The 25,139-nt window shown below is 68.6% G+C and carries 21 protein-coding genes and 1 tRNA gene; 13 read left to right on the top strand and 9 right to left on the bottom strand.

Annotation, left to right across the window (positions count from 1 at the left end):
* Positions 1-1,524: an alanine/glycine:cation symporter family protein gene (locus LTH93_RS07925; protein WP_241470599.1), complete on the bottom strand. Its 1,524-nt coding sequence runs from the start codon at positions 1,522-1,524 to the stop codon at positions 1-3.
* Positions 1,525-1,629: 105 nt separating this feature from the next.
* Here LTH93_RS07925 and LTH93_RS07920 point away from each other — a divergent pair, with 105 nt between their 5' ends.
* Complete coding sequence (locus tag LTH93_RS07920) at positions 1,630-2,382, top strand: MBL fold metallo-hydrolase (RefSeq protein ID WP_241465450.1); 753 nt, start codon at positions 1,630-1,632, stop codon at positions 2,380-2,382.
* 32 nt (positions 2,383-2,414) lie between these two features.
* On the opposite strand, the gene LTH93_RS07915 is transcribed toward LTH93_RS07920, so the two are convergent.
* Positions 2,415-3,383, bottom strand: a complete 969-nt coding sequence (locus LTH93_RS07915) for a phosphatase PAP2 family protein (RefSeq protein ID WP_241465449.1) — start codon at positions 3,381-3,383, stop codon at positions 2,415-2,417.
* 43 nt (positions 3,384-3,426) lie between these two features.
* On the opposite strand from LTH93_RS07915, the gene LTH93_RS07910 reads away from it, so the two are divergent.
* Together LTH93_RS07910 and menD are read left to right on the top strand one after the other, a co-directional pair.
* Positions 3,427-4,512: an o-succinylbenzoate synthase gene (locus tag LTH93_RS07910; protein ID WP_241470598.1), complete on the top strand. Its 1,086-nt coding sequence runs from the start codon at positions 3,427-3,429 to the stop codon at positions 4,510-4,512.
* Positions 4,509-6,560: a 2-succinyl-5-enolpyruvyl-6-hydroxy-3-cyclohexene-1-carboxylate synthase gene (menD, locus tag LTH93_RS07905; protein WP_241470597.1), complete on the top strand. Its 2,052-nt coding sequence runs from the start codon at positions 4,509-4,511 to the stop codon at positions 6,558-6,560. Before LTH93_RS07910 ends, menD begins: the two co-directional genes overlap by 4 nt.
* A gap of 35 nt (positions 6,561-6,595) precedes the next feature.
* Here the strand turns inward: menD and LTH93_RS07900 are convergent, their stop codons facing one another.
* Positions 6,596-8,002, bottom strand: coding sequence for an isochorismate synthase (locus LTH93_RS07900; RefSeq protein ID WP_241465446.1), 1,407 nt, complete (start codon positions 8,000-8,002; stop codon positions 6,596-6,598).
* 60 nt (positions 8,003-8,062) lie between these two features.
* On the opposite strand from LTH93_RS07900, the gene LTH93_RS07895 reads away from it, so the two are divergent.
* Both LTH93_RS07895 and LTH93_RS07890 read left to right on the top strand, forming a co-directional pair.
* On the top strand, positions 8,063-8,791 hold the full coding sequence (locus tag LTH93_RS07895; RefSeq protein ID WP_342357729.1) for a demethylmenaquinone methyltransferase: 729 nt from the start codon (positions 8,063-8,065) through the stop codon (positions 8,789-8,791).
* A 21-nt stretch (positions 8,792-8,812) separates the two neighbouring features.
* Entirely contained in the window at positions 8,813-9,865 is a 1,053-nt protein-coding gene (locus tag LTH93_RS07890) for a polyprenyl synthetase family protein (RefSeq protein ID WP_241465445.1), read from the top strand.
* A gap of 14 nt (positions 9,866-9,879) precedes the next feature.
* Here LTH93_RS07890 and LTH93_RS07885 read toward each other — a convergent pair whose 3' ends face one another.
* Both LTH93_RS07885 and LTH93_RS07880 read right to left on the bottom strand, forming a co-directional pair.
* The gene (locus LTH93_RS07885) at positions 9,880-10,389 is read right to left on the bottom strand and encodes an HIT family protein (protein ID WP_241465444.1); all 510 of its coding nucleotides are present in this window, start codon (positions 10,387-10,389) and stop codon (positions 9,880-9,882) included.
* On the bottom strand, positions 10,386-10,835 hold the full coding sequence (locus LTH93_RS07880; RefSeq protein WP_241465443.1) for a hypothetical protein: 450 nt from the start codon (positions 10,833-10,835) through the stop codon (positions 10,386-10,388). The genes LTH93_RS07885 and LTH93_RS07880 overlap by 4 nt, the downstream gene beginning before the upstream one ends.
* Positions 10,836-10,934: 99 nt before the next feature.
* Here LTH93_RS07880 and LTH93_RS07875 point away from each other — a divergent pair, with 99 nt between their 5' ends.
* A complete protein-coding gene (locus LTH93_RS07875; RefSeq protein WP_241465442.1) occupies positions 10,935-12,374 on the top strand; it encodes an FAD-dependent oxidoreductase in 1,440 nt (479 codons plus the stop codon).
* Between the two features lie 90 nt (positions 12,375-12,464).
* Here the strand turns inward: LTH93_RS07875 and LTH93_RS07870 are convergent, their stop codons facing one another.
* Positions 12,465-13,346 (bottom strand): M48 family metalloprotease, encoded by an 882-nt coding sequence (locus LTH93_RS07870; RefSeq protein ID WP_241470596.1) that lies wholly within the window; start codon positions 13,344-13,346, stop codon positions 12,465-12,467.
* 275 nt (positions 13,347-13,621) lie between these two features.
* Between LTH93_RS07870 and LTH93_RS07865 the strand changes: the two genes are divergently transcribed.
* A complete protein-coding gene (locus LTH93_RS07865) occupies positions 13,622-14,857 on the top strand; it encodes a Na/Pi symporter (RefSeq protein WP_241465440.1) in 1,236 nt (411 codons plus the stop codon).
* A 101-nt stretch (positions 14,858-14,958) separates the two neighbouring features.
* Here LTH93_RS07865 and LTH93_RS07860 read toward each other — a convergent pair whose 3' ends face one another.
* On the bottom strand, positions 14,959-15,447 hold the full coding sequence (locus LTH93_RS07860; protein WP_241465439.1) for a YajQ family cyclic di-GMP-binding protein: 489 nt from the start codon (positions 15,445-15,447) through the stop codon (positions 14,959-14,961).
* A gap of 239 nt (positions 15,448-15,686) precedes the next feature.
* Positions 15,687-17,054 (bottom strand): GntR family transcriptional regulator, encoded by a 1,368-nt coding sequence (locus tag LTH93_RS07855; protein WP_241465438.1) that lies wholly within the window; start codon positions 17,052-17,054, stop codon positions 15,687-15,689.
* A gap of 206 nt (positions 17,055-17,260) precedes the next feature.
* On the opposite strand from LTH93_RS07855, the gene LTH93_RS07850 reads away from it, so the two are divergent.
* Together LTH93_RS07850 and trxA are read left to right on the top strand one after the other, a co-directional pair.
* Positions 17,261-17,345: transfer RNA gene (locus tag LTH93_RS07850), tRNA-Tyr, on the top strand.
* 144 nt (positions 17,346-17,489) lie between these two features.
* Positions 17,490-17,876 (top strand): thioredoxin, encoded by a 387-nt coding sequence (gene trxA / locus LTH93_RS07845; protein WP_241465437.1) that lies wholly within the window; start codon positions 17,490-17,492, stop codon positions 17,874-17,876.
* A 12-nt stretch (positions 17,877-17,888) separates the two neighbouring features.
* Here the strand turns inward: trxA and LTH93_RS07840 are convergent, their stop codons facing one another.
* The gene (locus LTH93_RS07840) at positions 17,889-18,959 is read right to left on the bottom strand and encodes a DNA-3-methyladenine glycosylase family protein (protein ID WP_241465436.1); all 1,071 of its coding nucleotides are present in this window, start codon (positions 18,957-18,959) and stop codon (positions 17,889-17,891) included.
* 156 nt (positions 18,960-19,115) lie between these two features.
* Here LTH93_RS07840 and LTH93_RS07835 point away from each other — a divergent pair, with 156 nt between their 5' ends.
* The 4 genes from LTH93_RS07835 (at position 19,116) to LTH93_RS07820 (ending at position 25,080) form a co-directional block, all read left to right on the top strand.
* Positions 19,116-20,678 (top strand): pyridoxal-phosphate dependent enzyme, encoded by a 1,563-nt coding sequence (locus tag LTH93_RS07835; protein WP_241465435.1) that lies wholly within the window; start codon positions 19,116-19,118, stop codon positions 20,676-20,678.
* The gene (locus LTH93_RS07830; RefSeq protein ID WP_241465434.1) at positions 20,675-21,844 is read left to right on the top strand and encodes a cystathionine gamma-synthase; all 1,170 of its coding nucleotides are present in this window, start codon (positions 20,675-20,677) and stop codon (positions 21,842-21,844) included. The genes LTH93_RS07835 and LTH93_RS07830 overlap by 4 nt, the downstream gene beginning before the upstream one ends.
* Positions 21,837-22,463 (top strand): MOSC domain-containing protein, encoded by a 627-nt coding sequence (locus LTH93_RS07825; protein ID WP_241465433.1) that lies wholly within the window; start codon positions 21,837-21,839, stop codon positions 22,461-22,463. Before LTH93_RS07830 ends, LTH93_RS07825 begins: the two co-directional genes overlap by 8 nt.
* Before the next feature lie 388 nt (positions 22,464-22,851).
* Positions 22,852-25,080: a DEAD/DEAH box helicase gene (locus LTH93_RS07820; RefSeq protein WP_241470595.1), complete on the top strand. Its 2,229-nt coding sequence runs from the start codon at positions 22,852-22,854 to the stop codon at positions 25,078-25,080.
* The last annotated feature ends 59 nt before the right edge of the window (positions 25,081-25,139 follow it).

The following is a 25,139-nucleotide window of genomic DNA, read 5'->3' as shown; positions in this document are numbered from 1 at the left end:
TCAGCGGTGGGTGTGCGCGCGCTCCGACTCTGACTCGGGTGACGTCGCGGGTGCAGGCTCAGTCCGGTGGTCGGCCATGTCGGCCTCGGTCCAGCACTCGATGTTGCGCAGATCCGGCATGTCAGAGGCGAGGAACAGCGGATCGAGACCCTGTCGCTTCTGCGCCTCATAGTGCTTGAGCAGGCGCACGGCGGTGCCGCCCAGCAGAGTGATCACGACCAGGTTGTACAGCGCGATGATGACCATCGTCACACCGGCGATGGCCCAGGCCAGGTCCACCGGGATGATCGCGCCGAGGAAGACGACGCCGGTGAGTGCCACCGCATAGATCTTGCGGCTCTTCTCGGAGTTCGAGATGAACAGCACGTTCATCTCACCGTAGGAGTAGTTGCCCAGGATCGAGGTGAAGGCCAGCAGCAGGATGATGACCGCCAGCGCGATCGCGCCGAAGGCTCCGAAGTTCGCGGTCAGCGCCGCCTGCGTCAGCTCACCGCCGACGTTGGTCTCAGCCCGGAACGCCTGATCCGGGAAGGTCACCAGGATGATGAACGCAGTGACCGAGCAGATGATCAGCGTGTCCAGGTAGACCCCCAGGGTCTGCACGAGCCCCTGCTTGACCGGGTGTGACACGTCGGCGGTGGCCGCGACGTTGGGGACCGAGCCCATGCCGGCCTCGTTGGAGAACATGCCGCGCTGGACGCCGGCGGAGATCATCGCGCCGAGGGCGCCGCCCGCCGCGGAGGTGAAGTTGAACGCCTCGCCGAAGATCATCCCGAACACCGCCGGGATCGCTTCGATGTTGAACGCCACCACGACCAGTCCCAGCAGGATGTAGGTCATCGCCATGATCGGGACGACCCGCTGGGTCACCTGCGCCACTCGGCGCAGTCCGGCTAGGACCACGAGCCCGGTGAGCCCGGTGAGCACCACGGCGAGGATCCAGACCAGGCTGGTGGTGTCATCCATGCCCAGCTCGGTGGCCGCACCGGTCGCGGCGTCGACGATCGTGTTGGACTGCAGCGAGGTGAAGGAGAGCGCGAAGCAGAAGATGAAGATCAACGCGAAGACGATGCCGCCGGAGCGGGTTCCCAGCCCACGCTCGATGTAATAGGCGGGCCCACCCTTGAAGGTGTCGAAGCGGCGGACCTTATAGAGCTGAGCCAGGGTGGACTCCACGAAGGAGGCCGCCGAGGTGAAGATGGCCATCAGCCACATCCAGAACACGGCCCCGGGGCCGCCCAGGGCGATCGCACCGGCCACGCCGGCTATGTTGCCGGTGCCCACTCGTGCGGAGGCGGTGATGGTGAAGGTCTGGAAGGCTGACAGCGATCGGGTGCGGCCGTTCTCGTCGCTGGTGGCCTTGTCGGTGATGGCCCGGAACATGTCCGGGATGTGGCGCAGCTGGACCAGCCGGGTGCGGAAGCCGAGGTAGAGGCCCACGAAGACGATCACGGGAATGCCGAGCCACGTCCACGCGGAGTCCTCGATCAGGCTGATCGTAGAGAGAAGATCGTCATTAGTCATAATGGGCTGACTCTACCGCCCACGGCACCCCAAGCCTCCTCCCAGCCTGTGTTCGGATGGTGAGGCAGAATGGGGGAAACTACGGTTTCACAGAAGGTGATCACGATGGACCACGCTCCCGAATCTGCGCTCTTCCGCCGCCTGGACGACCACGTCTTCCTCGCCGAGCTAGGAGGCCCCACGCCGCTCAACGTCGGACTGATCCTGGGGGAGGACACCGCCGTCCTCATCGACCCGGGTCCGGCCGAGGGTGACCATGAAGCACTGCTGGCTGCAGTGCGTGAGCTCAGCTCCGCCGAACTGGTCGTGGTCAGCACCCACGGCCACCCCGACCACATCGGGGCCAATGACTTCCTGCGCCGCCACGGCGTGCAGCGCATCCTCGCCCATGCCGACGCCGGGGTGGTGACCGCGACCGACCTGGTCTCCGCGGAGCCGGTGACGCTGCAGCTGGGAGGAGGCGTCGACGTCGTCGTCGAGCATCTGGGCCGGGGCCACACCCAGGGAGATCTGGTGGTCGGCGTCAGCGCCGAGGGCTCCGCCGGGATCATGTTCTGCGGGGACCTGGTCCGGGAGGGCGATGACCCGGAGTTCCATGACTCCTACCCGAAGGAATGGGTCCGCGCGCTCGGCCGGCTGTGGTCCATGGCAGGGGCCTACCGCCGCTTCATCCCCGGTCACGGGCACGAGGTCGACGCCGACTTCGTCGCTTCGATGCGCCGGAGGATGCAGCAGGGCTACAACGTGTCATCCCAGGCCATCCGCGATTCGGTCAACGACGCCACCAAGGCGATCCCGATCGTGCCCTACGGGCCGGGAGAGTCCCGAGAGCTCATCACCCGGCTGCGCGGCCGCTGAGCGACGGGCGCGCAGACCGCGTCGTCGCCGGCTCAGACTCGGTAGAGCTCGGTGAACTCGGGTGGGATCGGGTAGTGCACCGTCTCACCCTTCGGGGAGGGGACGGGGGCGCCGCGCTGGCGCCGGCCGGTCTCCGCGCCGAACAGGTTGATCCCGGCGGCGGCCATCAGGAAGCCCGGGCCGATGGAGAAGAACAGCCCCGCGAACCAGTGCCAGAGGCTGGGCTCCTCCCCGGCGAGCGCGATCCCGCTCCAGCCCCCGGAGAAGAGGAAGCACAGCACCGCCACCACGGTCAGGGTCACGCCGAGGAACCAGGCGAGTCCGGCCAGCGGGGCGGTCTCGGGCTCATAGTCCACCACCGCGGTGTTCCATTCGGGGCCGGTGCGCATGACCAGCCAGCCACCGATCAGGGCCCAGACGGCCACCACCAGGTAGGCCGCGATCACGTCGGCCGGGCGGTGCCAGGTCTCGGTGAACGTGTAGGCACCCACCAGTCCGGCGTAGAACGCGGCCAGCACCGCGACGAAGGGACGCTGTCGCGGGGAACTGACCAGGAAGACCGCCACCGCCATCGACGCCGCCAGGGTGGTGTGCCCGGAGGGCAGGGAATTGCCGGTCCAGTAGGGGACGCCGTTGTCGAGGTCGGGGCGGTCGAGCCAGAGGGTCTTGAGCACCTGGGTGGAGAGATTCGCGCCCACCACCGTGGCAGCCGCGATCAGCGCCGCCAGGAAGCGCTGCCGGGCCAGCACGATCACCAGGAAGATCACCGCCGGCAGCGCGATGATCACCGGGCTCAGCCACCACAGGTCGAAGCCGCGCTCGGAGAGCGAGGTCACCCGCTCCGCCGCGGCGTCGAGCATCGCGTATTCCACCCACTGCCCCGAGTTGGAGCGGACGAAGTACTCGTAGACGGCGATGAAGACCGCGCAGCAGAGAAGGATTGAGACGATCCACAGGCCTGTGCGCCGGGCCGGGGGACGAAGTGCGCGGGCAGCTGACATGTCCATCAGTATCGCAGGTCCACCCCTGCCTAGACTGAACGGCATGGATCACCACACCCCGGGCCCCGCAGGCCTGAACGTCAGCTGGCAGCTTCCCGAGGTGGAGGAGATCCTGGCCCAGGCGCATGTGGTCTCGCTGCCGCTGCGCACCCGCTTTCGCGGTCAGACCCGCCGCGAGGCGATGCTCTTCCGCGGACCGGCCGGCTGGGGCGAGTTCGCGCCGTTCCCGGAGTACGGCGCCGGCGAGTCCGCGCAGTGGCTGCGCGCGGGGATCGAAGCGGGCTGGCGGGGGTTCGGGACACCGCTGCGGACCCATATCCCGATCAATGCCACCATGCCGGCAGTCTCCCCGGACCAGGTCGAGTCGGTGCTGACCCGCTTCGGCGCGGTGGAGTCGATCCCGGCGGTGAAGATCAAGGTCGCTGAACCCGGTCAGACCCTCGACGACGACGTCGCCCGGTTCCGTGAGGTGCGCCGGCTCGCCCCCGATGCAGGGCTGCGCGCGGACGCCAACGGCGGCTGGAGCATCGCCGAAGCCGTGCCGGCCCTGGAGCGGCTTGCCGAGGTCTCCGGAGGGCGCTTCGAATACGCCGAACAGCCGGTGGCCGGGGTGGAGCCGCTGGCGGATCTGCGCGAGGCGCTCGCCGCCGCGGGAGTCACCTCTGCGGGGGTGCCGCTGCGGATCGCCGCCGACGAGGCGGTGCGCAAGGCAGAGGACCCGCTGCGAGTGGCCAGGCTCGGCGCGGCGGACCTGATCGTGGTCAAGGTCCCCCCGCTCGGCGGGGTGGAGCGGGCGCTGCAGATCGTGGAGCAGGCCGGCCTCGACGCGGTGGTGTCCTCGGCGCTGGACACCTCGGTGGGCCTGGCCGCAGGCCTCGCGCTGGCCGCCCGGCTGCCCAGCCTGCCCTACGCCTGCGGGCTCGGCACCGCCGCATTGTTCGAGCACGACGTGACCCACGCTCCGCTGATCCCGGTCGCCGGCGTGCTGGCGGCCCCCGGTGCGGTGACGCCGTCGTCGGACCTGCTTCACCGTCACCGGGTCAGTCCCGAGCGGGCGCAGTGGTGGATCGACCGGCTGCGTGCCGCCCACCGGGTGCTCGCCGCGGAGCTTCTAGGATTGAGCACATGACCACACCCCGGCGCCCGTTCCGTGAGTTCGATGACGCCTACGACGTGGAGTCCCTGCGCCTGGCCCGGCGGGTGATCCGCGGGCTCACCATGAGCATGCGGCACATCGTGCTGGCCCCGGGCTCGCGGTCGGCGCCGATGGCGTATGCGCTGCGCGAGGCCGAGGCGCTCGGCGCGATCACCGTGCATGTGCGCATCGATGAGCGTTCCGCGGCGTTCACCGCGCTCGGGATGGCGATGGCGACGAAGTCCCCGGCCGGGGTCGTGACCACCTCCGGCACGGCGGCGGGGAACCTGCTGCCGGCGATGATGGAGGCCGATCTCTCCGGGATCCCGCTGGTGGCGATCACTGCGGACCGGCCCGAGGAGCTGCACGGCACCGGCGCGAACCAGACCACCTGGCAGCAGGGGATGTTCGCCGGTCGGGTGCGAGATGAGATCCACCTCGAACAGGGCGAGGCGCGGCTGGAGCCGGAGTCACGCGATGACATGCTCGCCGCCGAGACCCAGGTGGGGCTGCTGCTGCGCGTCGCGACCGGGTCCGCCCCCGGTCCGGTGCACCTGAACATCGGGTTCCGCGATCCGCTGGTCCCCGCCGCACCGGGGGAGGGACGCAAGAGCGGAGCCCAGCGCTGGGCCCGGACCCCCTTCCTTCCGCGCAGCCGAGGCACCGACTCCGCCGAGCAGCTGCGCGCGGAGATCATCGGCACCGAGATCCTCAGGTCCGGGAGCTCGGCCACGGGAACACCTGCGGCCGGGGCCCCGGGGGAGCGTGCCGGTGGGACACCTGCTGAGGCCCGTGGTGAGGCAGCCGCCACGCTGAATCCCGCCGCGGCGGAACCCGACTCCCCGGCCGGGTCACGTCCTGAGTCACCGGCCGAGGCGCCGGCCGAGTCGCCGGCCGAGTCACCGGTCGAGTCACCGGCCGAGGCGGCGGCGAGGTTCGAGGCCGGGCTGGGCACCTCGCGCACGGTCTTCGTCATGGGCGCCGATGCCCCGGCCGAGGCGCGCGAGCTGGCCCGGCGGCTCGGGCACCCGCTGCTCGCCGAGCCCAGCAGCGATGCGCGCTGGAGCGATCTGGGCACCATCCAGGGGTACCGGCTGATCCTGCAGGCACCGGAGGGTTCCCCCGCCAGCGTCCTGGCGGGAAGCATCGAACGCGTCGTCGTCGCCGGCCGGCCCACCCTGACCCGTCCGGTCCAGCAGCTGATCAACCGGGACGACGTCGAGGCGGTGCAGTACGCCCCCGGCGGGGAGGCCTGGTTCGATCACCGGCTCGCCCGCCGGCAGCTGTCCGACGTGCTCGCCCTCGCGCAGTTCGCCGCGATGGCCCCTCTAGGCTGGCATGACGCCTGGACCGAGCGCGGACTCGCGGCGCAGCGGCTCATCGACGCCGCACTGACCGAGCAGGAGGCCCTCGCCCAGGGGGAGCTCTCCTCGGTGCGGGTGGCGCAGTACGTGGCCGAGACCGTGAAGACCCCGCTGCTGCTGGGCTCCTCCTCGGTGATCCGCGACGTGGACCTGGCCGCGGTGCTCAACCGCACCGTGCTGGGCGCCCGCGACGATGCCCGCCGGGTCTACGCGATGCGCGGTCTCGCCGGCATCGACGGCAACCTCTCCGCCGCCTCCGGGATCGCACTGGCCCGCAGCACCCGGGTCACCGCGCTGGTCGGGGACCTGACTTTCCTCCACGACGTCAACGCGCTGTTGCTGCCGACCACCGAACGCGAGCCGGACCTGGACATCGTGGTGGTCAACGACTCCGGGGGTGCGATCTTCGATCAGCTCGAGCACGGGGCGGTCGGGCGCCGGGAGGGCCAGGCCGAGGCGGTGGAGCGGTTCTTCGGCACGCCCCAGACCGTGGACATCGAGGCGCTCGCCGATGCCTACGGCCACGAGTACCACTACGCGGAGGATCTCGAGTCCCTCGGCGAGGGACTCTCCGGTCTCGAGGACCGGGTGGGCATCCGGATCATCGAGGTGCGCACCGACAGGACCGTGCTGCGCGACTTCCACGCCAGACTACGCGCCGCCTCCGCCGAGCTCTGAGGACCTCCGCCGACCTCTGGCGACCCGGCGCCGGGTCAGGGCTGGCGCACGCCGAGGGCTCCGAGCATCGGGCGCATCTTGGCCCAGGTCTCGGCGAGCTCCTCCTCGGGGACCGATCCGGCCACGATCCCACAGCCCGCGAAGAGCCTGATCTGGGTTCCCTGCTCCTCCAGGATCCCGCCGCGCAGCGCAATCCCGAAGTCGGCGTTGCCATAGGCATCGATCCAGCCCACCGGCCCGGAGAAGGCCCCGCGGTCGAGTCCCTCCAGGGTGGAGATCAGCTCGGCGGCGGTGGCCGTGGGGGTGCCGCAGATCGCGGCAGTGGGGTGGGCGCGCTCGGCCACCAGCAGCGCAGGGGTCTGGGCGGTGAGCTGACCGGTCACATCGGTGGAGAGGTGGAAGACGTTGGGCAGCTGGAGCACCGCTGGAGGATCCTGGGCGTGCAGGTGCTGCGCCACCGGGGCCAGCTGGTCCAGCAGCGACTGGGCCGCCAGCCGGTGCTCATCGCGCTGCTTGGGGTCCTCCAGCAGCATGGCGCGGGCCTGTTCCAGTCCGGTGCCGCCGTCCACGGTGCCGGCGAGCACCCGGGCGGAGAGCTCGCGACCGCGGATCTTCACCAGCATCTCCGGGGTCGCCCCCAACACGTCGCCGGCCAGATAGGTCCAACAGTCGGCATAGTCAGCGGCCAGCGCGGCCAGCACCGGACCGGGAGCCAGCGGGGCATCGGCGGCGACGACGACGTCGCGGGCCAGCACCAGCTTCTCCAGCCGGCGGTGCCCGATCGCCTGGACCCCGGAGCGCACGGCCCGCAGGTAGTGCTGCTCCGAATGGGTGCCCTGGATCAGCGAGGTCGCGGCGGCGGCGTCGAGCCGGTCCGTCTGCCCCGCACTGTGTGAACCGTCGCTGTGTGAACCGACGCTGTGTGACGGGACCAGACTCAGCCGGCGGCCCTGAAGCTGCAGGGAATGCCTGGCCAGGAGACCATGGACCCGGCGCAGCGCCGCGTCGTCGTCGTCCTCAGCCTCGAAGCTCTCGTCCAGCGCCGAGGGACGGATCACAGTCGTGATCCACGCCCTGCCCTCGGCGGAGCCGAGGATCAGCTCGGGCAGGATCAGGTGTGAGTCCGCGGCCGAGGCCGAGGAATAGGTGATCGAGGTCAGCGCCACCGGGCCGGCGCCGGGGATCCCGGTCAGCTCCTCCGGCAGCGGGGAGACCTGGGCCAGCGGGGCCAGATGCTGCTCATGCCATTCCGCCAGCTCCGCGAAACGCTCCGCGCCCCGTGTCCTGATGTGCGCAGCGGTGCCCAGACCGATCAGCCCCTCACCGCGCAGCAGCCAGACGCCGCTGGGATCCAGGGCCGGCAGCATGTCCGCCAGCGTGGTTCCCGGGGGCAGATCCACCACCAGCGTGGTGGCGTCGAGGGAACCGGGGAGCGCTGTCATGGCTGGACAAGTCTAGGACATGGCGGCGGGAGCGATCCGCGCATGTGGGAGAATGTCAAGGTGAATCGCCCCAGCACCGGAAGCCGCGCAAGCCTCGCGAAGAAGCCCGAGGACGTCGCCTCGATGTTCGACGAGGTCGCCGACCGTTACGACCTCACCAATGACGTGCTCTCGCTGGGCCAGACCAAGCGCTGGCGCAAGAAGCTCGTCGCCGCGCTCGACGTCACCCCAGGTGAGCGGGTTCTTGACCTCGCCGCTGGCACCGGAAGCTCCACCGAGCCCTTCCATGACGCCGGTGCGACGGCAGTGGCCTGCGACTTCTCCTCCGGCATGCTCCAGGTGGGCAAGCGACGCCGCCCGGACATGACCTTCATCGCCGGAGACGCGATGAACCTGCCCTTCGCCGACGACACCTTCGACGCCGTCACGATCTCCTTCGGACTGCGTAACATCGTGGACCCGCTGGCCGGGCTGCGCGAGATGCTGCGGGTCACCAGACCTGGAGGACGGCTCGCCGTGATGGAGTTCTCCGACCCCACGAACAAGGTCTTCAACACCGTCTACAACGAGTACCTGATGCGGGCGCTGCCGCCGACCGCCCGGGCCGTGTCATCCAACCCGGAGGCCTACGTCTACCTGGCCGAGTCCATCCGGGCCTGGCCCGATCAGGACCATCTGGCCGCCGAGATCTCCGCCGCCGGGTACGCCGCGGTGAAGTACCGGAACCTCAGCGGTGGAATCGTTGCGATTCATCACGCCACCAAGCCCAGCGCCCTCCCCGCATCCTGACTCTGGATAGGCTAGACACCGATGAATGAATCCGCAGCTGATCCCCTGACCGCGAAGCTCCCGGCAGGGTTCGACGTCCTGGCCGACGACGAGACGCTCGCCGCCGAGGTCGCCGAGGCCCTGACCCGGGTCGAGGAGGATCTCCTCGGCTCCCTGGCCAGCGCCGATGAACTGGTGAACGCCTCAGCGCGGTACCTCGCCCAGGCCGGCGGCAAGCGGGTCCGCCCGCTGCTCACGGTGCTGACCTCGATGCTCGGCAACGGTGTCGATGACCGGGTCCGTCGTGCGGCCGCGGTCATGGAGATGACTCATCTGGCCACGCTCTACCACGATGACGTGATGGACTCTGCTCCGGTGCGCCGCGGGGCGCCTGCCGCCCACCAGGTGTGGGGAAACTCCGTGGCGATCCTCACCGGGGACCTGATCCTGGCCCGGGCCTCACGGCTGATGTCCGAGCTCGGGGTGGAGGCCTCGGAGATCCAGGCGCAGACCTTCGAGCGCCTGGTCATGGGGCAGCTCCACGAGACCGTCGGCCCGCAGGCCGGTGAGGACGCCTACGCCCATTACCTGCGCGTGATCGGTGACAAGACCGGTTCGCTCGTCGCCGCCGCCTCTCGGCTCGGGGCGCACTTCGGGGGCTGCTCCGCGCAGACCACCGCGATGCTGCAGAACTACGGCGAGGCGGTCGGCGTGGCCTTCCAGCTCGCCGATGACGTCATCGACCTCACCGCCGATCCCGAGTCATCCGGGAAGACCCCGGGGACCGACCTGCGCGAAGGCGTGGCCACACTCCCGGTGCTGCTGCTGCGCCAGCAGGCCGAGGACGGCTCCTCGCCGCAGAGCCGGCAGGACGCAGCCGCGCTGCTGGCCATGATCGACGCCGACCTCAGCTCGGACGAGGCGCTGGCGCAGGCGGTGGCCGCCGTCGTCGCCCACCCGGTGACCGAGCAGTCCTGGCAGGTGGCGCACAGCTGGGCCGAGCGGGCCAAGCAGGCGATCGTCGAGCTGCCTGAGAGCACCGTGAAGTCCGCGCTGGTCTCCTTCGCCGACGCCGTGGTCGAGCGCGACGGCTGATCCAGCCGCGGGGTTCAGCTGCTGCTGGCCAGCACCTGATCCAACGCCGCGCGCAGCTGGAGCGCCTTCTCGGCGCGGACCGCGACGTCGACCGGGTGCCTGACCTGCCGGTAGAGCATGTCATCGGCGTAGCGGGGAAACACATGCAGGTGGTAGTGCCACACGTGCTGGTTCCCGGCCGGCTCATTGTGCTGGCGCACGGAGGTGCCCTCCGGCTTCCAGGCCAGCTTCATCGCCTTGGAGACCTCGCGGGACATGATCGCGATCTTCGCCAGCAGCGCGTCGTCGAGGTCATAGAGCGTCTCGCGGTGCCGCACCGGGGTGATCATCGCGTGGCCCTCATGCGGACCGAAGCCGTCACAGGCCATGAAGACCATCAGCTCGGGGTCCTGGTAGACCAGGTCGCTGAGCTCGCAGCGGTTCGCGGGGTGGTCCACCTCGCCGCGGGCCAGCCCGCAGAACGGGCAGGAGTAGCCCGGCGGGGCGTGGGAGCTCCAGAGCTGCGCCAGATCGGGGGCACTCACGGGTTGTCCTCCTCCTCGAAGGAGAACTCCAGCAGGTCGAAGATGAACTCGCTGACCGTTGCGCCCTCGTCGTTCCACATGCCGGAGTTGCTGCTGCGCCGCACGATCAGCGGATCCGGGACGTCGAGGGTGTCCACGTCGACGCCCCAGGCCCAGCGCTCCTCCTCGTCCTCGAGGAAGAGCAGATGTCCGTCCTCGACGACGAGCTCATCGGGATCGAAGAAGAAGTGATAGGCCTCCATGATCTCCTCGCAGCGGCCCAGCGCGAGGTAGAACTCCTCGAGCACCTGCGGCAGCCGCGGACGCGCCTTGAGATCATCGGGCAGCTCGGAATCGGCGATCATCTGGCGCAGCTCCTCGACGGTGAGACCCTCGGCAGGGGTCCACTTCGCGTCGAGATAGGTGGGCACCAGGGCGCGGAACTTGTCGAGGAACATATCAGCCATGACTTCAGTCTAGAAGACCGGGAACAGAGTCATTCGCCGCCGACGTTCACCCCAATACGGCATACTGTGCTGAGTTAATCAATCAGAAGGAACCTATCCGTGTCCCAGAATTCCTCGCAGCGGCCAGCAGGCCGGGCTATCCGAGTCGCCGTCGTCGGAGCCGGCCCCGCAGGCGTCTATGCCTCCGACATCCTGGCCAAGGCGCAGAAGAAGAGCGACTTTGAGTTCAGCATCGACCTCTACGACCGGTATCCGGCCCCCTTCGGGCTGATCCGCTACGGCGTCGCCCCTGATCATCCGCGGATCAAGGGAATCGTCAAGGCGCTGCACAAGGTGCTGGACCGCGGCGACATCCGGCTGATCGGCAATGTGGAGATCGGCAAGGACCTCACCCTGGAGGACCTGCGCCGGCACTACGACGCCGTGATCTTCGCCACCGGCGCGATCAAGGACGCCGAGCTGAACATCCCCGGCATCGAGCTGCAGGGCAGCTTCGGCGCCGCCGACTTCGTCTCCTGGTACGACGGCCACCCCGACTACCCGCGCGACTGGCCGCTGACCGCCGAGCGCGTGGCAGTGATCGGCAACGGCAACGTCGCCCTGGACGTGGCCCGGGTGCTCTCGAAGCACGCCGAGGACATGCTCACCACCGAGATCCCGGAGAACGTCTACAACGGGCTCAAGACCTCCCCGGTCACCGACGTCCACGTCTTCGGTCGACGCGGCCCGGCTCAGGTGAAGTTCACCCCGCTGGAGCTGCGCGAGCTCTCCCACAGCCGCGACGTCGACATCGTCCTCTACGAGGAGGACTTCGACTTCGACGCCGGCTCCGACGAGGCGATCAAGACCAACAACCAGGTCAAGACCATGGTCAACACCCTGGGCAACTGGCTGGTGGAGCAGGAGGAGCGCGAGACGGAGGCCTCCCGGAAGCTTCACCTGCACTTCCTGCTGCAGCCGGTGGAGATCCTCGAGGGCACCGACGAGGCCGGCCAGGGCACCGGCGCCGTCGCGGGCATCCGCTTCGAGCGCATGGAGCTCGACGGCACGGGCAGTGTGCGCGGCACCGGGGAGTTCCAGGACTTCGACGTCCAGGCGGTCTACCGCGCGGTGGGCTACCTCGGCTCAGTGATCCCCGGGCTGCCCTTTGATGAGCTGCGCGGCGTGCTGATCAACGAAGCCGGACGGGTCAAGGACGACGACGGCGCCCACGTCCCCGGCATCTACGCCACCGGATGGATCAAGCGCGGCCCGGTCGGGCTGATCGGCCACACCAAGGGCGACGCTCTGGAGACCATCGGCTGCCTGCTCGAGGACCTGCACCACCTGCCCGTGGCGCCTGAGCCGGCCGAGGACGCGGTGATCGAGCTGCTCGAATCCCGCGGGGTGGAGTACACCACCTGGGACGGCTGGCAGAAGCTCGACGCCCACGAGATCTCGCTGGGCGAGTCCTACGGTCCGCTGCCCGACGGCGGCGCCAGGGAACGGGTCAAGGTCGTCGATCGCGAAGACATGATCCGCATCTCCCGCGAGAGCTGAGATCCTGCCGGCGGAGAGCCGCCCCGCGCAAGCGCGCATGAGAATGCCCCCGCGCCGTCGGCGCGGGGGCATTCTCATGCGCGGAATGGCTCAGCTCGGGCTGTGGCCAGCCATGGCTTCGAGCCGGGCGATGCGCTCGGGCATCGGCGGGTGGGTGCTGAAGAGCTTCTTCGCCCGGGCGCCGAAGGGGTTGGCGATCATCATGTGGGCATGCGCGTCGTGCTTGGGGTCTTCCTTGAGCGGGTAGCGCGAGATCCCGCGCTCCAGCTTGTCCAGGGCTGAGGCCAGCGCCAGCGGATCTCCGGTGAGCGCGGCGCCGTCGGCGTCGGCGTCGTACTCCCGGGTGCGGCTGACCGCCATCTGGATCAGGCTCGCCGCCACCGGCATCAGGAACACCGCGACGATCGCACCGACCAGCGCCAGCGGGTTGCCGCCCTGGTTGTTGCCGCGGCCACCGCCGAAGAGCAGGAAGAACTGGCTGATCGTGGTGAGGAACCCGGCGACTGCCGCGGCCACCGAGGAGATCAGGATGTCGCGGTTGTACACGTGCATGAGCTCATGTCCGGTGACCCCGCGCAGCTCGCGCTCGTTGAGCAGGTTCAGGATGCCCTCAGTGAAGCAGACGACGCCGTTCTCCGGGTTGCGTCCTGTCGCGAAGGCGTTCGGAGTGGGGGCCGGCGCGATGAAGATCCGCGGTGCAGGCTGCTGGGCGCGCTGCGCGAGGTCTTCGACCATCTGGTAGAGCTGAGGCGCCTGCTCCCGGGTCACCGGGTAGGCCTTCATCGCCTTCAGTGCGATCTTGTCTGAGTTCCAGTAGGAGTAGGCCACGGAGACCAGGCCGATCAGCCCGAAGACGAAGATCATTCCGGGGGTCTGGGTGGCATAGGCGATCACGGCGCCGACGAGCAGGAGCATCGCGAAGAGGAACGCGAGCAGACCAGCTGTGCGCAGCCGTCCGTGGTGCTGGTGCATTGACGCTCCTAGGAGGGATCAGGGGTGGAGATGGCCCGCTTGTGACCAACAACATCCTACGCTCGCCAGGTTTCGGCTGATCGTTCACCTGCAGTTCACCTTCCCGTGTGACGCTCGTCGGGCACGCGGTGCACAGTGTTCTACGGCCCTTCATCCGGCAGTGATATCGACCCCTGTGATCCACCTCGCACAACATGCGAGGACTGGATCCGGGATGTGCCAGCGCCAACACTCAAGCAGGGCTCACCAATGCTCGTGTTCCAAGAGGAGATTGCATGTCCGCACCGTCGATGGAGGCCCCGCAGCGGGTCGCCGGCACTGTAGACGAAGCACCCGCCAAGCGACCCTTCAGCCCCTTCGAACGGTTCGGCCTCTCGGGGCGAACGCTCGACGTGGTGAACTGGGTCTCCGTGGCCCTCGCCATCTACGTGCTGATCACTGCGGTCAACGTGATCGGCACCGGATTCGGCATCGCCACCGGGGATCAGGCCGAGAGCCTCTTCGCCTTCGCGACCAACCCGATCATCGGGCTGATGATCGGCATCGCCGCGACGGCACTGACCCAGTCCTCCTCGACCACCACCTCGGTGACGGTGGGCCTGGTCGCCGGCGGGCTGCCGCTGGGGGTCGCGATCCCGATCATGCTCGGCGCCAACATCGGCACCACCTTGACCAACACCCTGGTCAGCCTCGGCATGGTGCGCGAACAGGAGTCCTTCCGACGCGGCTTCGCCGCCGCCACCGTGCATGACTTCTTCAACCTCATCGCCGTGCTGATCTTCCTGCCGCTGGAGATGATGTTCAGCCTGCTCGAGCGTCTCTCCACCTTCTCCGCCGGTCTGGCCGTTGGGACCGACGGCGGCCCTGTCGCCTACGTGCTGGCAGGTGTCGGCTCCACCATCAAGGCCGGCACGAAGCCGCTGGCGAACCTGATCGAGGACTCGCTGAGCTTCATCCCGGGCAGCTGGCACGGGGTGGCCATGGTCGTCGTCGCGATCGTGCTGATCCTGCTGGTGATCAACTTCATCGGCAAGCTGCTCAAGGTGCTGCTGGTCGGCAAGGCCAAGCAGGTGCTGCATTCCACCATCGGTCGCGGACCCGTCGCCGGCATCGGCTCCGGTGCGGTCGTCACCGTGATGGTGCAGTCCTCCTCGACCTCCACCGCGCTGATCGTGCCGCTGGCCGGCTCGGGTGCCTTCACGCTCAAGCAGCTCTACCCCTTCACCCTGGGGGCCAACATCGGCACCACCGTCACGGCTCTGATCGCAGCCTTCGCGTTCGACGGTCCTGCAGGTGAGATCGCCCTGACCGCGGCGCTGGCCCACCTGTTCTTCAACGTGCTGGCCACCCTGATCATCTTCTGCACCCCCTGGCTGCGGGACCTCCCGCCGCGCGGCGCCACCTGGCTGGCGGATCTGGCCGCCGAGAAGAAGGTCTGGGCCTTCGCCTGGGTGCTGGGCGTGTTCGTCGTCATCCCGCTGGTGCTGATCGGTCTGAGCATCATCTTCTGATCCCCTCACACACCAATAAACCCCGCCAGTTGAGGTTTCCGGTGGATACGTATCCACCGGAGAACTCAATCAGCGGGGTTTTTTGGTGTGTCGGGTGAGGGTCAGCGCATATTGACGAACTGCAGGTCGGCGTCGTCGAAGTTCTTCAGCATCGCGATGACCTCCTGCAGGTCGTCGCGGGACTTCGAGGTCACGCGCAGCTCGTCACCCTGGATGGTGGCCTTGACGGTCTTCGGGCCCTCATCGCGGATGAGCTTCGTGATCTTCTTCGCGGTGGGCTGGTCGATGCCCTCCTTGATGGTGCCCTCGATCCGGAACTCCTTGCCGGAGGCGTAGGGCTCTCCGGAGTCGAAGGACTTCAGTGAGATGCCGCGCTTGACCAGCTTCGAGCCGAAGACGTCCTCCACGGCCTTGGCCCGCTCCTCGGAGTTCGCCTTGATCAGGAGCTTCTCCCCGGAGTAGTCGATCTCTGCACCGGTGCCCTTGAAGTCATAGCGCTGAGCGATCTCCTTCTGGGCCTGGTTCAGCGCATTGGCGACCTCCTGCTTGTCCACCTTCGAGACGACGTCGAACGTTGAGTCCTTAGCCACGTGTACCTCCTGATCGGCATGGATATGTGCCGCTGAGTCTAATCGTGATGGACCGCCGAGCGGGTGTGGACTGTTCCGACGGTGACTCAGCTCCTGCCGCGGAGGAAGAGCGCATCTGGGCCTGGGCCGCGGTGCCGCTCCGGCAGGACAGCGCCTCTTCTGCGGTCGCACACTATGAAGAACGACTCCAGGTTCGGCTCTGAAAACAGATCCCGGAGTCTTGAGTCAAGCGACGTTCCTCAGACGAAGGTGGAGTTCAGGCCATCCTCGGTGGCGTGGAGCACCAGCTGGGCCAGACCATCGAGCAGCTCCTTGTCCTCGGGCAGCTGGGCGCAGGAGATGCGCAGCAGCCCGGTGGGCTGCTCGGTCATGTGTGAGCTGGTTCCGACGTCGGTGACGACCCCCTGGGCGCTGAGCGTGAGCGCTGCGGTGCGCTCATCGGGGACCTGCACCCAGATCGCCCAGCTTGCCGGGCCCGCGTGGGCGGTGAGCCCGACGTCGGTGAAGGCCTCGAGCGCCATCCTGCGGCGATTCGCGTAGCGCGTCCTGGCGCTGTTGATCCGGCGACCGGCAGCTGGATCGCGCAGCAGGAAGGCGAGCGTGTGCTGCAGGATGCGGCTGTTCGAGCTGACTCCGCCCGAGCGCTCGGCGATCGCCCCGGCGATGAGCCGCTTGGGGCCGGACATGACCGCAGTGCGAAGGTCCATGCCGTAGGCGCGTTCGAAGCCGATGACACGCAGGGTGCGCTCGGGCAGGAGGGCGTCCAACGAATGGGTGAAGGGGTCCATCTCAGCCAGCGGGCCCAGCGGGTCCTCTTCGATGATGACGGTCTCAGGTGAGGATTCCAGCACTGCCGCTAGCTCCTGGGTGCGCTCAGTGCTGAGGATGTGACGCGGAGAGAATGCGCCGCCGGGGCTGTGCACGAACGCGACGGCACCGGCGTCGAGTGCCTTCTTCAGCGCCTCGGGGACCGGGCCGTGTTCATCCACCGGGACCCCCATGGTGCGCAGGCCGAGGCTCTTGGGCACGGAGAGGTAGCCGGGGGAGGCGGGTTCCTCCACCGCGATCAGGTCACCGCTGCTGGTCACGGACCTGGTCCCGAGCCAGAGGCCTTCGGTGGCGGAGGAGACGGCGGCGAAGCTGCGTGCCCGGGGGCCCTCGGCCGGGTGTCCGAGCTTCTTCTCCACCGCGCGCTGCAGCTCAGGCAGGATGTGCTCCCGGCTCCAGCTGTGCAGCTGCGGCTGCTTGAGGCTGCGCACCATGCCCTCCTCCAAGGAGGGCAGAAGCCGCTGATCCGGGCTGCAGTGCAGCAGGTCGACTCCGGACCAGCTCCGAAAGCTCGGCCCGCCGACGTCGCCGGGTTCCACGATCCGGGTCCCGCCGCGGCGGCGAGTCTCCACCAGGTTGGACTCCCGCAGCAGGCTCCAGGCCTGGGCGATGGTGCCGACGCTGACGCCGATCTCCGTGGCAAGGTCGCGGACGGTGGGCAGACGCATCCCTCCGCTGAGCGTCCCGGCGCTGATCAGCTCCCGCACCTGCTCAGCGATGCCGCTGGGGCTGCGTTCACTCAGGTGTCGAGCCAGTGTCTCGGCCTCGATATCGGCCACGGTGCTCCTTGATGCTGGGTGCTGGGTACGGACCTGCACCAGTGCGGATGATCAGAACGGGGCCACCACGCACGCGTGGATGGTGGAGTCAACCCTACTCCCTGTGATGCAGTCGGATTCGAAAATTTCCAGTGTTGTCGCTAAAGTAATGGGGTGCCTCTTACGGGGCGTCGAAATCTGCTTCGGGAGGTTTCGTGTGGTTGCACGGCAGATTACCCGAGCGGCCAAAGGGGGCTGACTGTAAATCAGCTGGCATCGCCTACGGGGGTTCGAATCCCTCATCTGCCACCACATAGTTCAAGGGCGGTTCGGATCACAAGATCCGGACCGTCCTTCTTCGTGGGTCCTGCTCAGGTTCCGCTGGGCGCTTAAGTGGCCCCGCGTCACCAGGGGAGAGGCCGACAAGGCGCCGCTGCTCGCGTAGGGTGGCGAGGCATGGCTACCACTGATCTGACCACGACAGACTTTCAGCAGACCCTTGAGGACAGCGACATCCTGCTCGTCGACTTCTGGGCCGACTGGTGCGGTCCCTGCAAGCAGTTCGCCCCGGTGTACTCCCAGGTCTCCGAGCAGCACCCCGATGTCACCTTCGCCAAGGTCGACACTGAGGCCGAGCGTGAGCTCGCCGCCGCAGCGAACATCACCTCGATCCCGACCCTGATGGCCTTCCGCGAGAAGGTCCTGGTCTTCTCCCAGCCTGGCGCGCTGAATGCCGAGCAGCTCACCGAGGTCATCACCGCGGTGAAGGACCTGGACATGACCGAGGTGCACAAGCAGATCGCCGAGGACCAGGCCGAGCAGGACCCGAAGCCGCAGGCCTGATCTCTCCAGGCCTCAGCGATCCCGGTGATCCGCCGGGGTCAGCTTCGGACCATATTTCTGATCCCTGAAGCCCGAGAGCTTCAGCAGTCGAATGACGCGCTGTCGGTGCGGCGCATAGGGCGCCAGCAGGCGGAGCATGCCTGCGTCGTCCGTGCGGGCACCGGTCATCGCGGCCCCGACGAAGTTGCTCAGGTGATAGTCCCCGACGGAGGGAAGATCCGCCGCCCCGTGGGAGCGCTGCAGCGCCTCGGCGACCGTCCACTCCCCGATCCCGGGAATAGAGCGCAGTCGCAGACCCAGATCGGCCACTGACTCCGTCTCCACGCCGGTGTTCGCGCTGAGCTGGTGAATCGTCCTGGCGCGTTCAGCGACCAGCTGGATGGTCTTGGACAGGGCCGGCTGGACCCAGAGCTGGTGCCACTCCCAGGAGGGGATCCGCCGAAGCTGCGCTCCGGTCAGCGGCAGCCGCATCCAGGGCGGGGTCGGCACCAGGACCGAGGTCGGGGGGTGCTCCCCGTGGCGGCGCAGCAGCTGCCTCCACCCGTGGCGCGCCTGATCATGGGTGACCTTCTGCTCGAAGGTCGCCGTCACCAGCTGGTCGAAGAGCCCACCGGTGGCGGGCAGGCGCACGCCCGGATGTCGTCGGCGCACCCGGACCAGGGCGGCGGAGAGCTGATCTCCGAGGGCATCGAGCAGCAGCTCGGTCTCCTGCCAGCTGTCCTGGATCCCGAGGATCTGTGCGCCCCGCCGCGCGGCGAGATCGGTCACCACCGCAGAGTCGATGCCCGGACCGGCTGCGGCGGCCCGTACCTGAACGGTGGAGGCGCTGCGCTGGTCGAAGCGCAGGGTCGCCGCTCCGAGCTGCACCCCGGATCGGTCATAGATCCGCTGACACATCCACGCACCCGCGCCAGGAGTCCCGCGCGGGCCGCCGGTCATCGCTGCTGCGCCGGGATCGAGCCGGATGCTCGGGTCAGAGGCTCCGCGCTGCAGCACCGACAGCGTCCGGGGAAGGTCCACCGGCCCGCCGAGGTCCAGGAGCACCTCGTCCTGGTGCGCCGCCGGGGTCGCTGCCGTGGTCATGGTTCCACTGTGGCACAAGGCTGGGACATCGGCATCGCCGCCCTGCTCCCCGATAAGCCGTCCCGCGATCCTTTCCCGGCGCAGGTCAGCGTGGCGAAGTTTCGCCAGAAGACTGGCACTGACTGATCCGCTCAGGACATCGGTAGAGTTGGGCGCATGAAATATGCCCAGTCCGTCGTCGAGCTGATCGGCCGAACCCCTCTGGTGAAGCTGAATCGGATCACCGAGGGCGTCTCCGCCACCGTCCTTGTGAAACTCGAATACCTCAACCCCGGTGGGTCCATCAAGGATCGCATCGCGCTGAAGATGATCGAGGAGGCTGAGTCCGCGGGTCTGCTGAAGCCCGGGGGAGTGGTGGTCGAGCCGACCTCCGGCAACACCGGCGTCGGCCTGGCTCTGGTGGCCCAGCAGAAGGGCTACCGGGCGGTCTTCGTCACGGTGCCCAAGGTGGCCCAGGAGAAGCGTGACGTGCTGCGCGCCTACGGCGCCGACGTCGTCGTGGGCCCGGCAGGAGTCCCCGCAGAGTCCCCGCTGTCCTACTACGGGATCTCCGACCAGCTGGCAGGCGAGATCGAGGGCGGCTACAAGCCGGACCAGTTCTCCAACCCGGCCGCGCCGAACTCCCACTACGAGACCACCGGGCCAGAGATCTGGGACGACACCGACGGCAAGGTCACCCACCTGGTGGTCGGCGCCGGCACCGGCGGCACCGTCACCGGCTCCGGGCGCTACCTCAAAGAGGTCTCCGCCGATCGCCCCGGCGGCCCCGTGCGCGTGGTGGTCGCTGACCCCGACGGGTCCATCTACTCCGGCGGCGAAGGCCGTCCCTATTTCGTCGAGGGTGTCGGCGAGGACATCTGGGTGAAGAACTACGACGCGTCGATCCCGGATGAGCACCACGCCATCTCCGACGCCGAATCCTTCGCCATGGCACGACGGCTCGCCACCGAAGAGGGCCTCCTGGTCGGCGGTTCCTCCGGCACCGCCGTCGCCGCAGCGCTGAAGCTCGCCCAGGATCTGGGGCCCGACGACGTCGTCGTCGCGGTGCTCCCCGACTCCGGACGGGGCTACCTGGGCAAGATCTTCAACGACCAGTGGATGATCGACCACGGATTCGGCGCGGTGGTCTCGAACTCCACCGGGGTCGAGATCAGCGTGAAGAGCTCCGCGGAGCTCACCGACGCGGTGAAGAGCGGACTGATCGGCGCCGACCCGACAGTCGACGACGCCGACCACGCCGCCAGCGCCACGAAGCGGGACGCGTCGAGCATGGACGCCGACACCGTGACCGCCGGGGATGTGCTGCTGGCGAAGAGTTCGCTGTTCTCCGCCGCGATGCCCGAGGTGGTCTCCATCTCCCGGCAGACCACCCTGCGCGAGGCGGTCTCGGTGATGAACCGCTACGGCATCGACATCGTCCCGGTGATCGACCAGCCCGGGCGGGTCGCCCGGATCGGGGAGGTCTACGGGATCGTCGACGTCGCCGACCTCTCCGAGGACCTGATCGTCGGTCACGCCACACCCGATGAGCTGGTCACCGACCATCTGGCCATCGACCTGCCGCTGGTCGGGATCACCGAGACCCTCCCGCAGATTCTGAAGAAGCTCAGGAGCAACCCCACCCTGCTGGTCGCCGAGAACGGCGACATCGTCGGGGTGCTCACCCGCAATGACCTGCTTGCGCACCTCTCAGGTGCCCAGGAGAAGGAGACCCGATGACCGAGAACCGCCACGGATTCGCCACCGACGCCATCCACGCCGGACAAGAGATCGACGAGGTCTTCGGGGCAGTGGTGCCGCCGCTGCACTTCTCCACCACCTACGCCCCCGACGGGATCGGCAACCTGCGTCGCGGCTACGACTACGGCCGCGCGGGCAACCCCACCCGCACCTCGCTGCAGACCCAGCTGGCCGCGCTGGAGGGCGGGCGCCACGCCTTCAGCTTCGGCTCCGGCCTGGCCGCCGAGGATGCGATCATCCGCGCCGTCACCCGGCCAGGGCAGCGGATCGTGATGGGCAACGACGCCTACGGCGGCTCCTACCGGCTGATCAGCCGCATCCACGGCGACTGGGGGATCGCGAACACCCCGCTGGACCTCACCGACCTCGACCGGGTGGCGGCCGAGATGTCCGAGCCGGATGCGACGCTGCTGTGGGTCGAGACCCCCTCGAACCCGCTGATGTCGATCACTGACATCGCCGCCCTGGCGAAGATCGCCCACGAGAACAACGCGCTGCTGCTGGTGGACAACACCTTCGCCAGCCCCTACCTCCAGCAGCCGCTGGCGCTGGGCGCGGACATCGTGGTGCACTCCACCACCAAGTACATCGGCGGGCATTCCGACGTCGTCGGCGGCGCCGTGATCACCTCCGACGACGAGCTGGCCGCCTCCATCGGCTTCCAGCAGTTCGCAGTGGGCGCCGTCTCCGGCCCGCTGGACGCCTACCTGACCACCCGCGGGCTCAAGACGCTGGCGGTGCGCATGGACCGGCACTGCAGCAACGCCCAGGCCATCGCCGAGCACCTGGTGGACCACCCCGCCGTCGAGCGGGTGCTCTACCCAGGGCTCCCCGATCACCCCGGCCACGAACTGGCCAAGGCTCAGATGAGCGGCTTCGGCGGGATGGTCTCGATCCAGCTCGCCGGCGGAGAGGCCGCGGCCCGCAAGGTCGCCGAGGGCACCCGGCTCTTCATCCTCGCCGAGTCCCTGGGCGGCATCGAGTCGCTGATGAACTACCCGCACGAGATGACCCACGCCTCGGTGCGCGGCACCGAGCTCGCGGTCCCGGAGAACCTGCTGCGCCTCTCGGTGGGCATCGAGGACGTGGCGGACCTGATCGATGATCTCGACACCGCCCTCGCTGGGCTCGAGCGCCGTGGCTGAGTCCTCTCCGACCTGTCTGGCGGGCGCGGCAGATCGGCTGGGACTCACCGGGACCGTGGACGCGGTCTGCGTGGTGCACCAGCTGATCCGCGACGACGTCGGCCAGGTCGGGGTCAGTGGGATCGACAAGCGTCCGGTCTCCGGCCCGGTTCAGGTGCGCACCCTGGGGCTGCATGGTGACGTCCAGGCCGACCGCCAGCACCACGGCGGGCCTGAGAAGGCCGTCTACGCCTATGCGGAGGAGGACGCCCAGTGGTGGGCCAGGGAACTGGGGCGGGAGATCCCATCAGGCAGCTTCGGGGAGAACCTGCGGCTCTCCGGGATCGATCTCGACGGCGCCCACCCCGGTGAGCGCTGGCAGATCGGGGACCGGGTGGTGCTTGAAGCCACGGTCCCGCGCATCCCCTGCGCCACCTTCGGGCGCTGGCTGGATCAGCCCGGCTGGGTCAGACGCTTCATCGCGGCGGGACGGCCGGGCACCTACTTCAAGGTCATCACACCCGGCACCGTGCAGGCCGGGGACCGCGCCGCGGTGATCGCCGTCGCGGAGCGTGCCGGGGTCGCCATTCGGGAGACCGCGCTGCGACGGGGCCCGGCGCTGGCCCGACCGGACGACTGAAAGTCCAGCTCAGGGACGTGGACGTGACCTTCGTCTCCAAAGGCGACAGTCGGGGTGGACCTGGGCTAGACTGAATGGGCATTCTCCGGATGATCCCGTTTTCTCTTGCTGACTCCGAGCGTGCCCCATCCACATGGGGCCGGACGCTCGTAGAGGGTTGTGTGTATCCACGGGTCGACTCCGGAGCCGACAAAGCGGCCGAGTCCCTGTGACTGATCCAGTCCCGTCCTAGATACCCAAGCAACCTGCCCTGCCCATGCAGGGGTTGTGTGCATTGCCTTTCGGCACGCCCAGCCCCTTCGAGCAGCGGTGGTTGATTGTGCAGGTTTCCTGGGACTGGATCTTCAGCGGGTCCTCTCGGTCGCATGACATGTGACGAGGAGTCAACATGACGATCCAGGACCACAACTCCGCAGAGCCCACCCCGGGCGACGCCGAGACCGCAGCTGCGGCGCAGACCGCAGCCACCACGGAGTCAGGCGCGACGCAGACGCCGGAGACTGCCACCCCTTCTGAGACCGAGGCTCCCGCCGAGGCCGCACAGGTTGAGACCGAAGCAGCCCCGACCGCCGAGGCCGAGAACACCACCGAGGCCGTTCCGGCCGTCGAGGCCGCTCCCGCAGCTGCCGCGGCACCGGTCGTCGAGTCCGCCCCGGCCGCTGAGGCGCCCGTCGAGTCCGCCCCCGCCGCTGAGGCACCGGTCGAGTCCGCCCCCGCCGCTGAGGCACCTGTTGCCGAGGCCTCTGCAGAGGCGGCCCCCAAGGCCGTTGAAGAGCCCACGGGCCCGAAGTTCTCCGAGCTGGGCCTGGATCCCCGGGTGCTGCAGTCGGTGACCAAGCTCGGCTACGAGACCCCGTCCCCGATCCAGGCGCAGACCATCCCGCTGCTGAGCGAGGGCCGCGACGTCGTCGGTCTGGCCCAGACCGGCACCGGCAAGACTGCGGCCTTCGCGCTGCCGGCGCTGTCCCATATGGCTCGCGCGAACGACGCCGGAGAGCTGGGCAACTCGCCCTCGACTCTGGTGCTCGCCCCCACTCGTGAACTCGCCATCCAGGTCGCCGAGGCGTTCGCCACCTACGCGCAGGGCGTCCCCGGCATCACCGTGCTGCCGATCTACGGCGGCTCCCCCTACGGCCCGCAGCTCGAGGGCCTGCGCCGCGGCGCCCACGTCGTCGTCGGCACTCCCGGTCGCGTCATCGACCACATGACCCGCGGTTCGCTGAACCTCTCCACGATCAAGCACCTGGTGCTCGATGAGGCTGACGAGATGCTGCGCATGGGCTTCGCCGAGGAGGTGGACCAGATTCTGGCCCGCACCCCGAAGACCAAACAGGTCGCACTGTTCTCCGCCACGATGCCCAAGGCGATCCGCCGGATCTCCGCGGACTACCTCAATGATCCGGTCGAGGTCTCGGTCAAGTCCAAGACCTCCACCGGCACCAACACCCGCCAGCGCTTCGTGCTGATCAAGCACTCGGCCAAGAACGAGGCGCTGACCCGCATCCTCGAGACCGAGCCGCACGATGCCGCGATCGTCTTCGTGCGCACCCGCTCGGCCACCGAAGAGGTCTCGAACAAGCTCGCCGCCCGCGGCTTCCGCACCGCAGCGATCAACGGTGACATCCCGCAGAACCTGCGCGAGAAGACCGTGGAGAACCTCAAGTCCGGCCGCATCGATGTGCTCGTCGCCACCGACGTCGCCGCCCGCGGTCTCGACGTCGAGCGCATCACCCACGTCTTCAACTACGACATCCCGCTGGACACCGAGTCCTACGTGCACCGCATCGGCCGCACCGGCCGCGCGGGTCGCTCCGGCGACGCCGTCCTGTTCGTGACTCCCCGCGAGAAGCGCATGCTGCGGTCCATCGAGAAGGCCACCCGCCAGCCGGTCGAGCAGATGTCCATGCCGACCATCGCGGATGTGAACTCCTCGCGGCTCGATCGCTTCTCGGAGCGGATCACCGAGACACTGGCCTCGGAAGAGCTCGAGGAGTACCGCGGACTCGTGGCCTCCTACACCCAGGAGCACAACACTCCCGCCGAAGACGTGGCAGCCGCACTGGTCGCCATGGTCCACGACGGACGGCCGCTGCTGCTCGACGAGAAGCGCGACGACGAGCTCGTCCGTGAATCCAAGCGTGAGGTCGGCGAGGACCGTGCAGGCGGCGATCGCCCGGATCGCGGCGAGCGCGGCCAGCGTGAGCGCGGACCGCGCACCGCCGGTCCCGGCAACGCGATGTACAAGATCGCTGTCGGCCGTCGCAACGGCGTGAACCCAGGACACATCGTCGGCGCCATCGCCAACGAGGCTGGGCTCAGCGCCCGCGAGATCGGCGGCATCGACATCCGCCCCACGCACTCCCTCGTGGAGCTGCCCGAGAAGCTCTCCTCCGAGCAGTGGGCCGCCCTGGCGAAGACCCGCATCGGCGGGGAGCTGCTGAAGATGGAGCGCGACACCGGCGCTCCCTCCGGCGGCACCGAGTCCCGCGGCGGCTCCGGCGAGTCTCGCGGCAGCTATGCCGGCAAGCGTGAGGGCGGCTCGAGCGATCGAGGCGGCCGCGCAGGATCCGGCGACAGCCGATTCGGCAACAAGGATCGCAAGCCGCGCTGGAAGTGAATCGTCCCCCTGAAAAGGGGTTCGGACTTCGCCGCCGCAGGTCCCGATCTGCGGCGGCG

This window comes from Nesterenkonia sp. DZ6, assembly GCF_022565835.1.
Lineage (GTDB): Bacteria > Actinomycetota > Actinomycetes > Actinomycetales > Micrococcaceae > Nesterenkonia.
This window is presented reverse-complemented; position numbering and strand designations above follow the sequence as displayed.

Bases quoted from the DNA above. Each gene is read 5' to 3' on its own strand.
- menD (WP_241470597.1), top strand. From the start codon at position 4,509: ATGACCACACCCCGGCGCCCGTTCCGTGAGTTCGATGACGCCTACGAC.
- LTH93_RS07820 (WP_241470595.1), top strand. From the start codon at position 22,852: ATGACGATCCAGGACCACAACTCCGCAGAGCCCACCCCGGGCGACGCC.
- LTH93_RS07920 (WP_241465450.1), top strand. From the start codon at position 1,630: ATGGACCACGCTCCCGAATCTGCGCTCTTCCGCCGCCTGGACGACCAC.
- trxA (WP_241465437.1), top strand. From the start codon at position 17,490: ATGGCTACCACTGATCTGACCACGACAGACTTTCAGCAGACCCTTGAG.
- LTH93_RS07915 (WP_241465449.1), bottom strand. From the start codon at position 3,383: ATGTCAGCTGCCCGCGCACTTCGTCCCCCGGCCCGGCGCACAGGCCTG.
- LTH93_RS07890 (WP_241465445.1), top strand. From the start codon at position 8,813: ATGAATGAATCCGCAGCTGATCCCCTGACCGCGAAGCTCCCGGCAGGG.
- LTH93_RS07865 (WP_241465440.1), top strand. From the start codon at position 13,622: ATGTCCGCACCGTCGATGGAGGCCCCGCAGCGGGTCGCCGGCACTGTA.
- LTH93_RS07880 (WP_241465443.1), bottom strand. From the start codon at position 10,835: ATGGCTGATATGTTCCTCGACAAGTTCCGCGCCCTGGTGCCCACCTAT.
- LTH93_RS07835 (WP_241465435.1), top strand. From the start codon at position 19,116: ATGAAATATGCCCAGTCCGTCGTCGAGCTGATCGGCCGAACCCCTCTG.
- LTH93_RS07910 (WP_241470598.1), top strand. From the start codon at position 3,427: ATGGATCACCACACCCCGGGCCCCGCAGGCCTGAACGTCAGCTGGCAG.
- LTH93_RS07830 (WP_241465434.1), top strand. From the start codon at position 20,675: ATGACCGAGAACCGCCACGGATTCGCCACCGACGCCATCCACGCCGGA.
- LTH93_RS07900 (WP_241465446.1), bottom strand. From the start codon at position 8,002: ATGACAGCGCTCCCCGGTTCCCTCGACGCCACCACGCTGGTGGTGGAT.
- LTH93_RS07925 (WP_241470599.1), bottom strand. From the start codon at position 1,524: ATGACTAATGACGATCTTCTCTCTACGATCAGCCTGATCGAGGACTCC.
- LTH93_RS07840 (WP_241465436.1), bottom strand. From the start codon at position 18,959: ATGACCACGGCAGCGACCCCGGCGGCGCACCAGGACGAGGTGCTCCTG.
- LTH93_RS07870 (WP_241470596.1), bottom strand. From the start codon at position 13,346: ATGCACCAGCACCACGGACGGCTGCGCACAGCTGGTCTGCTCGCGTTC.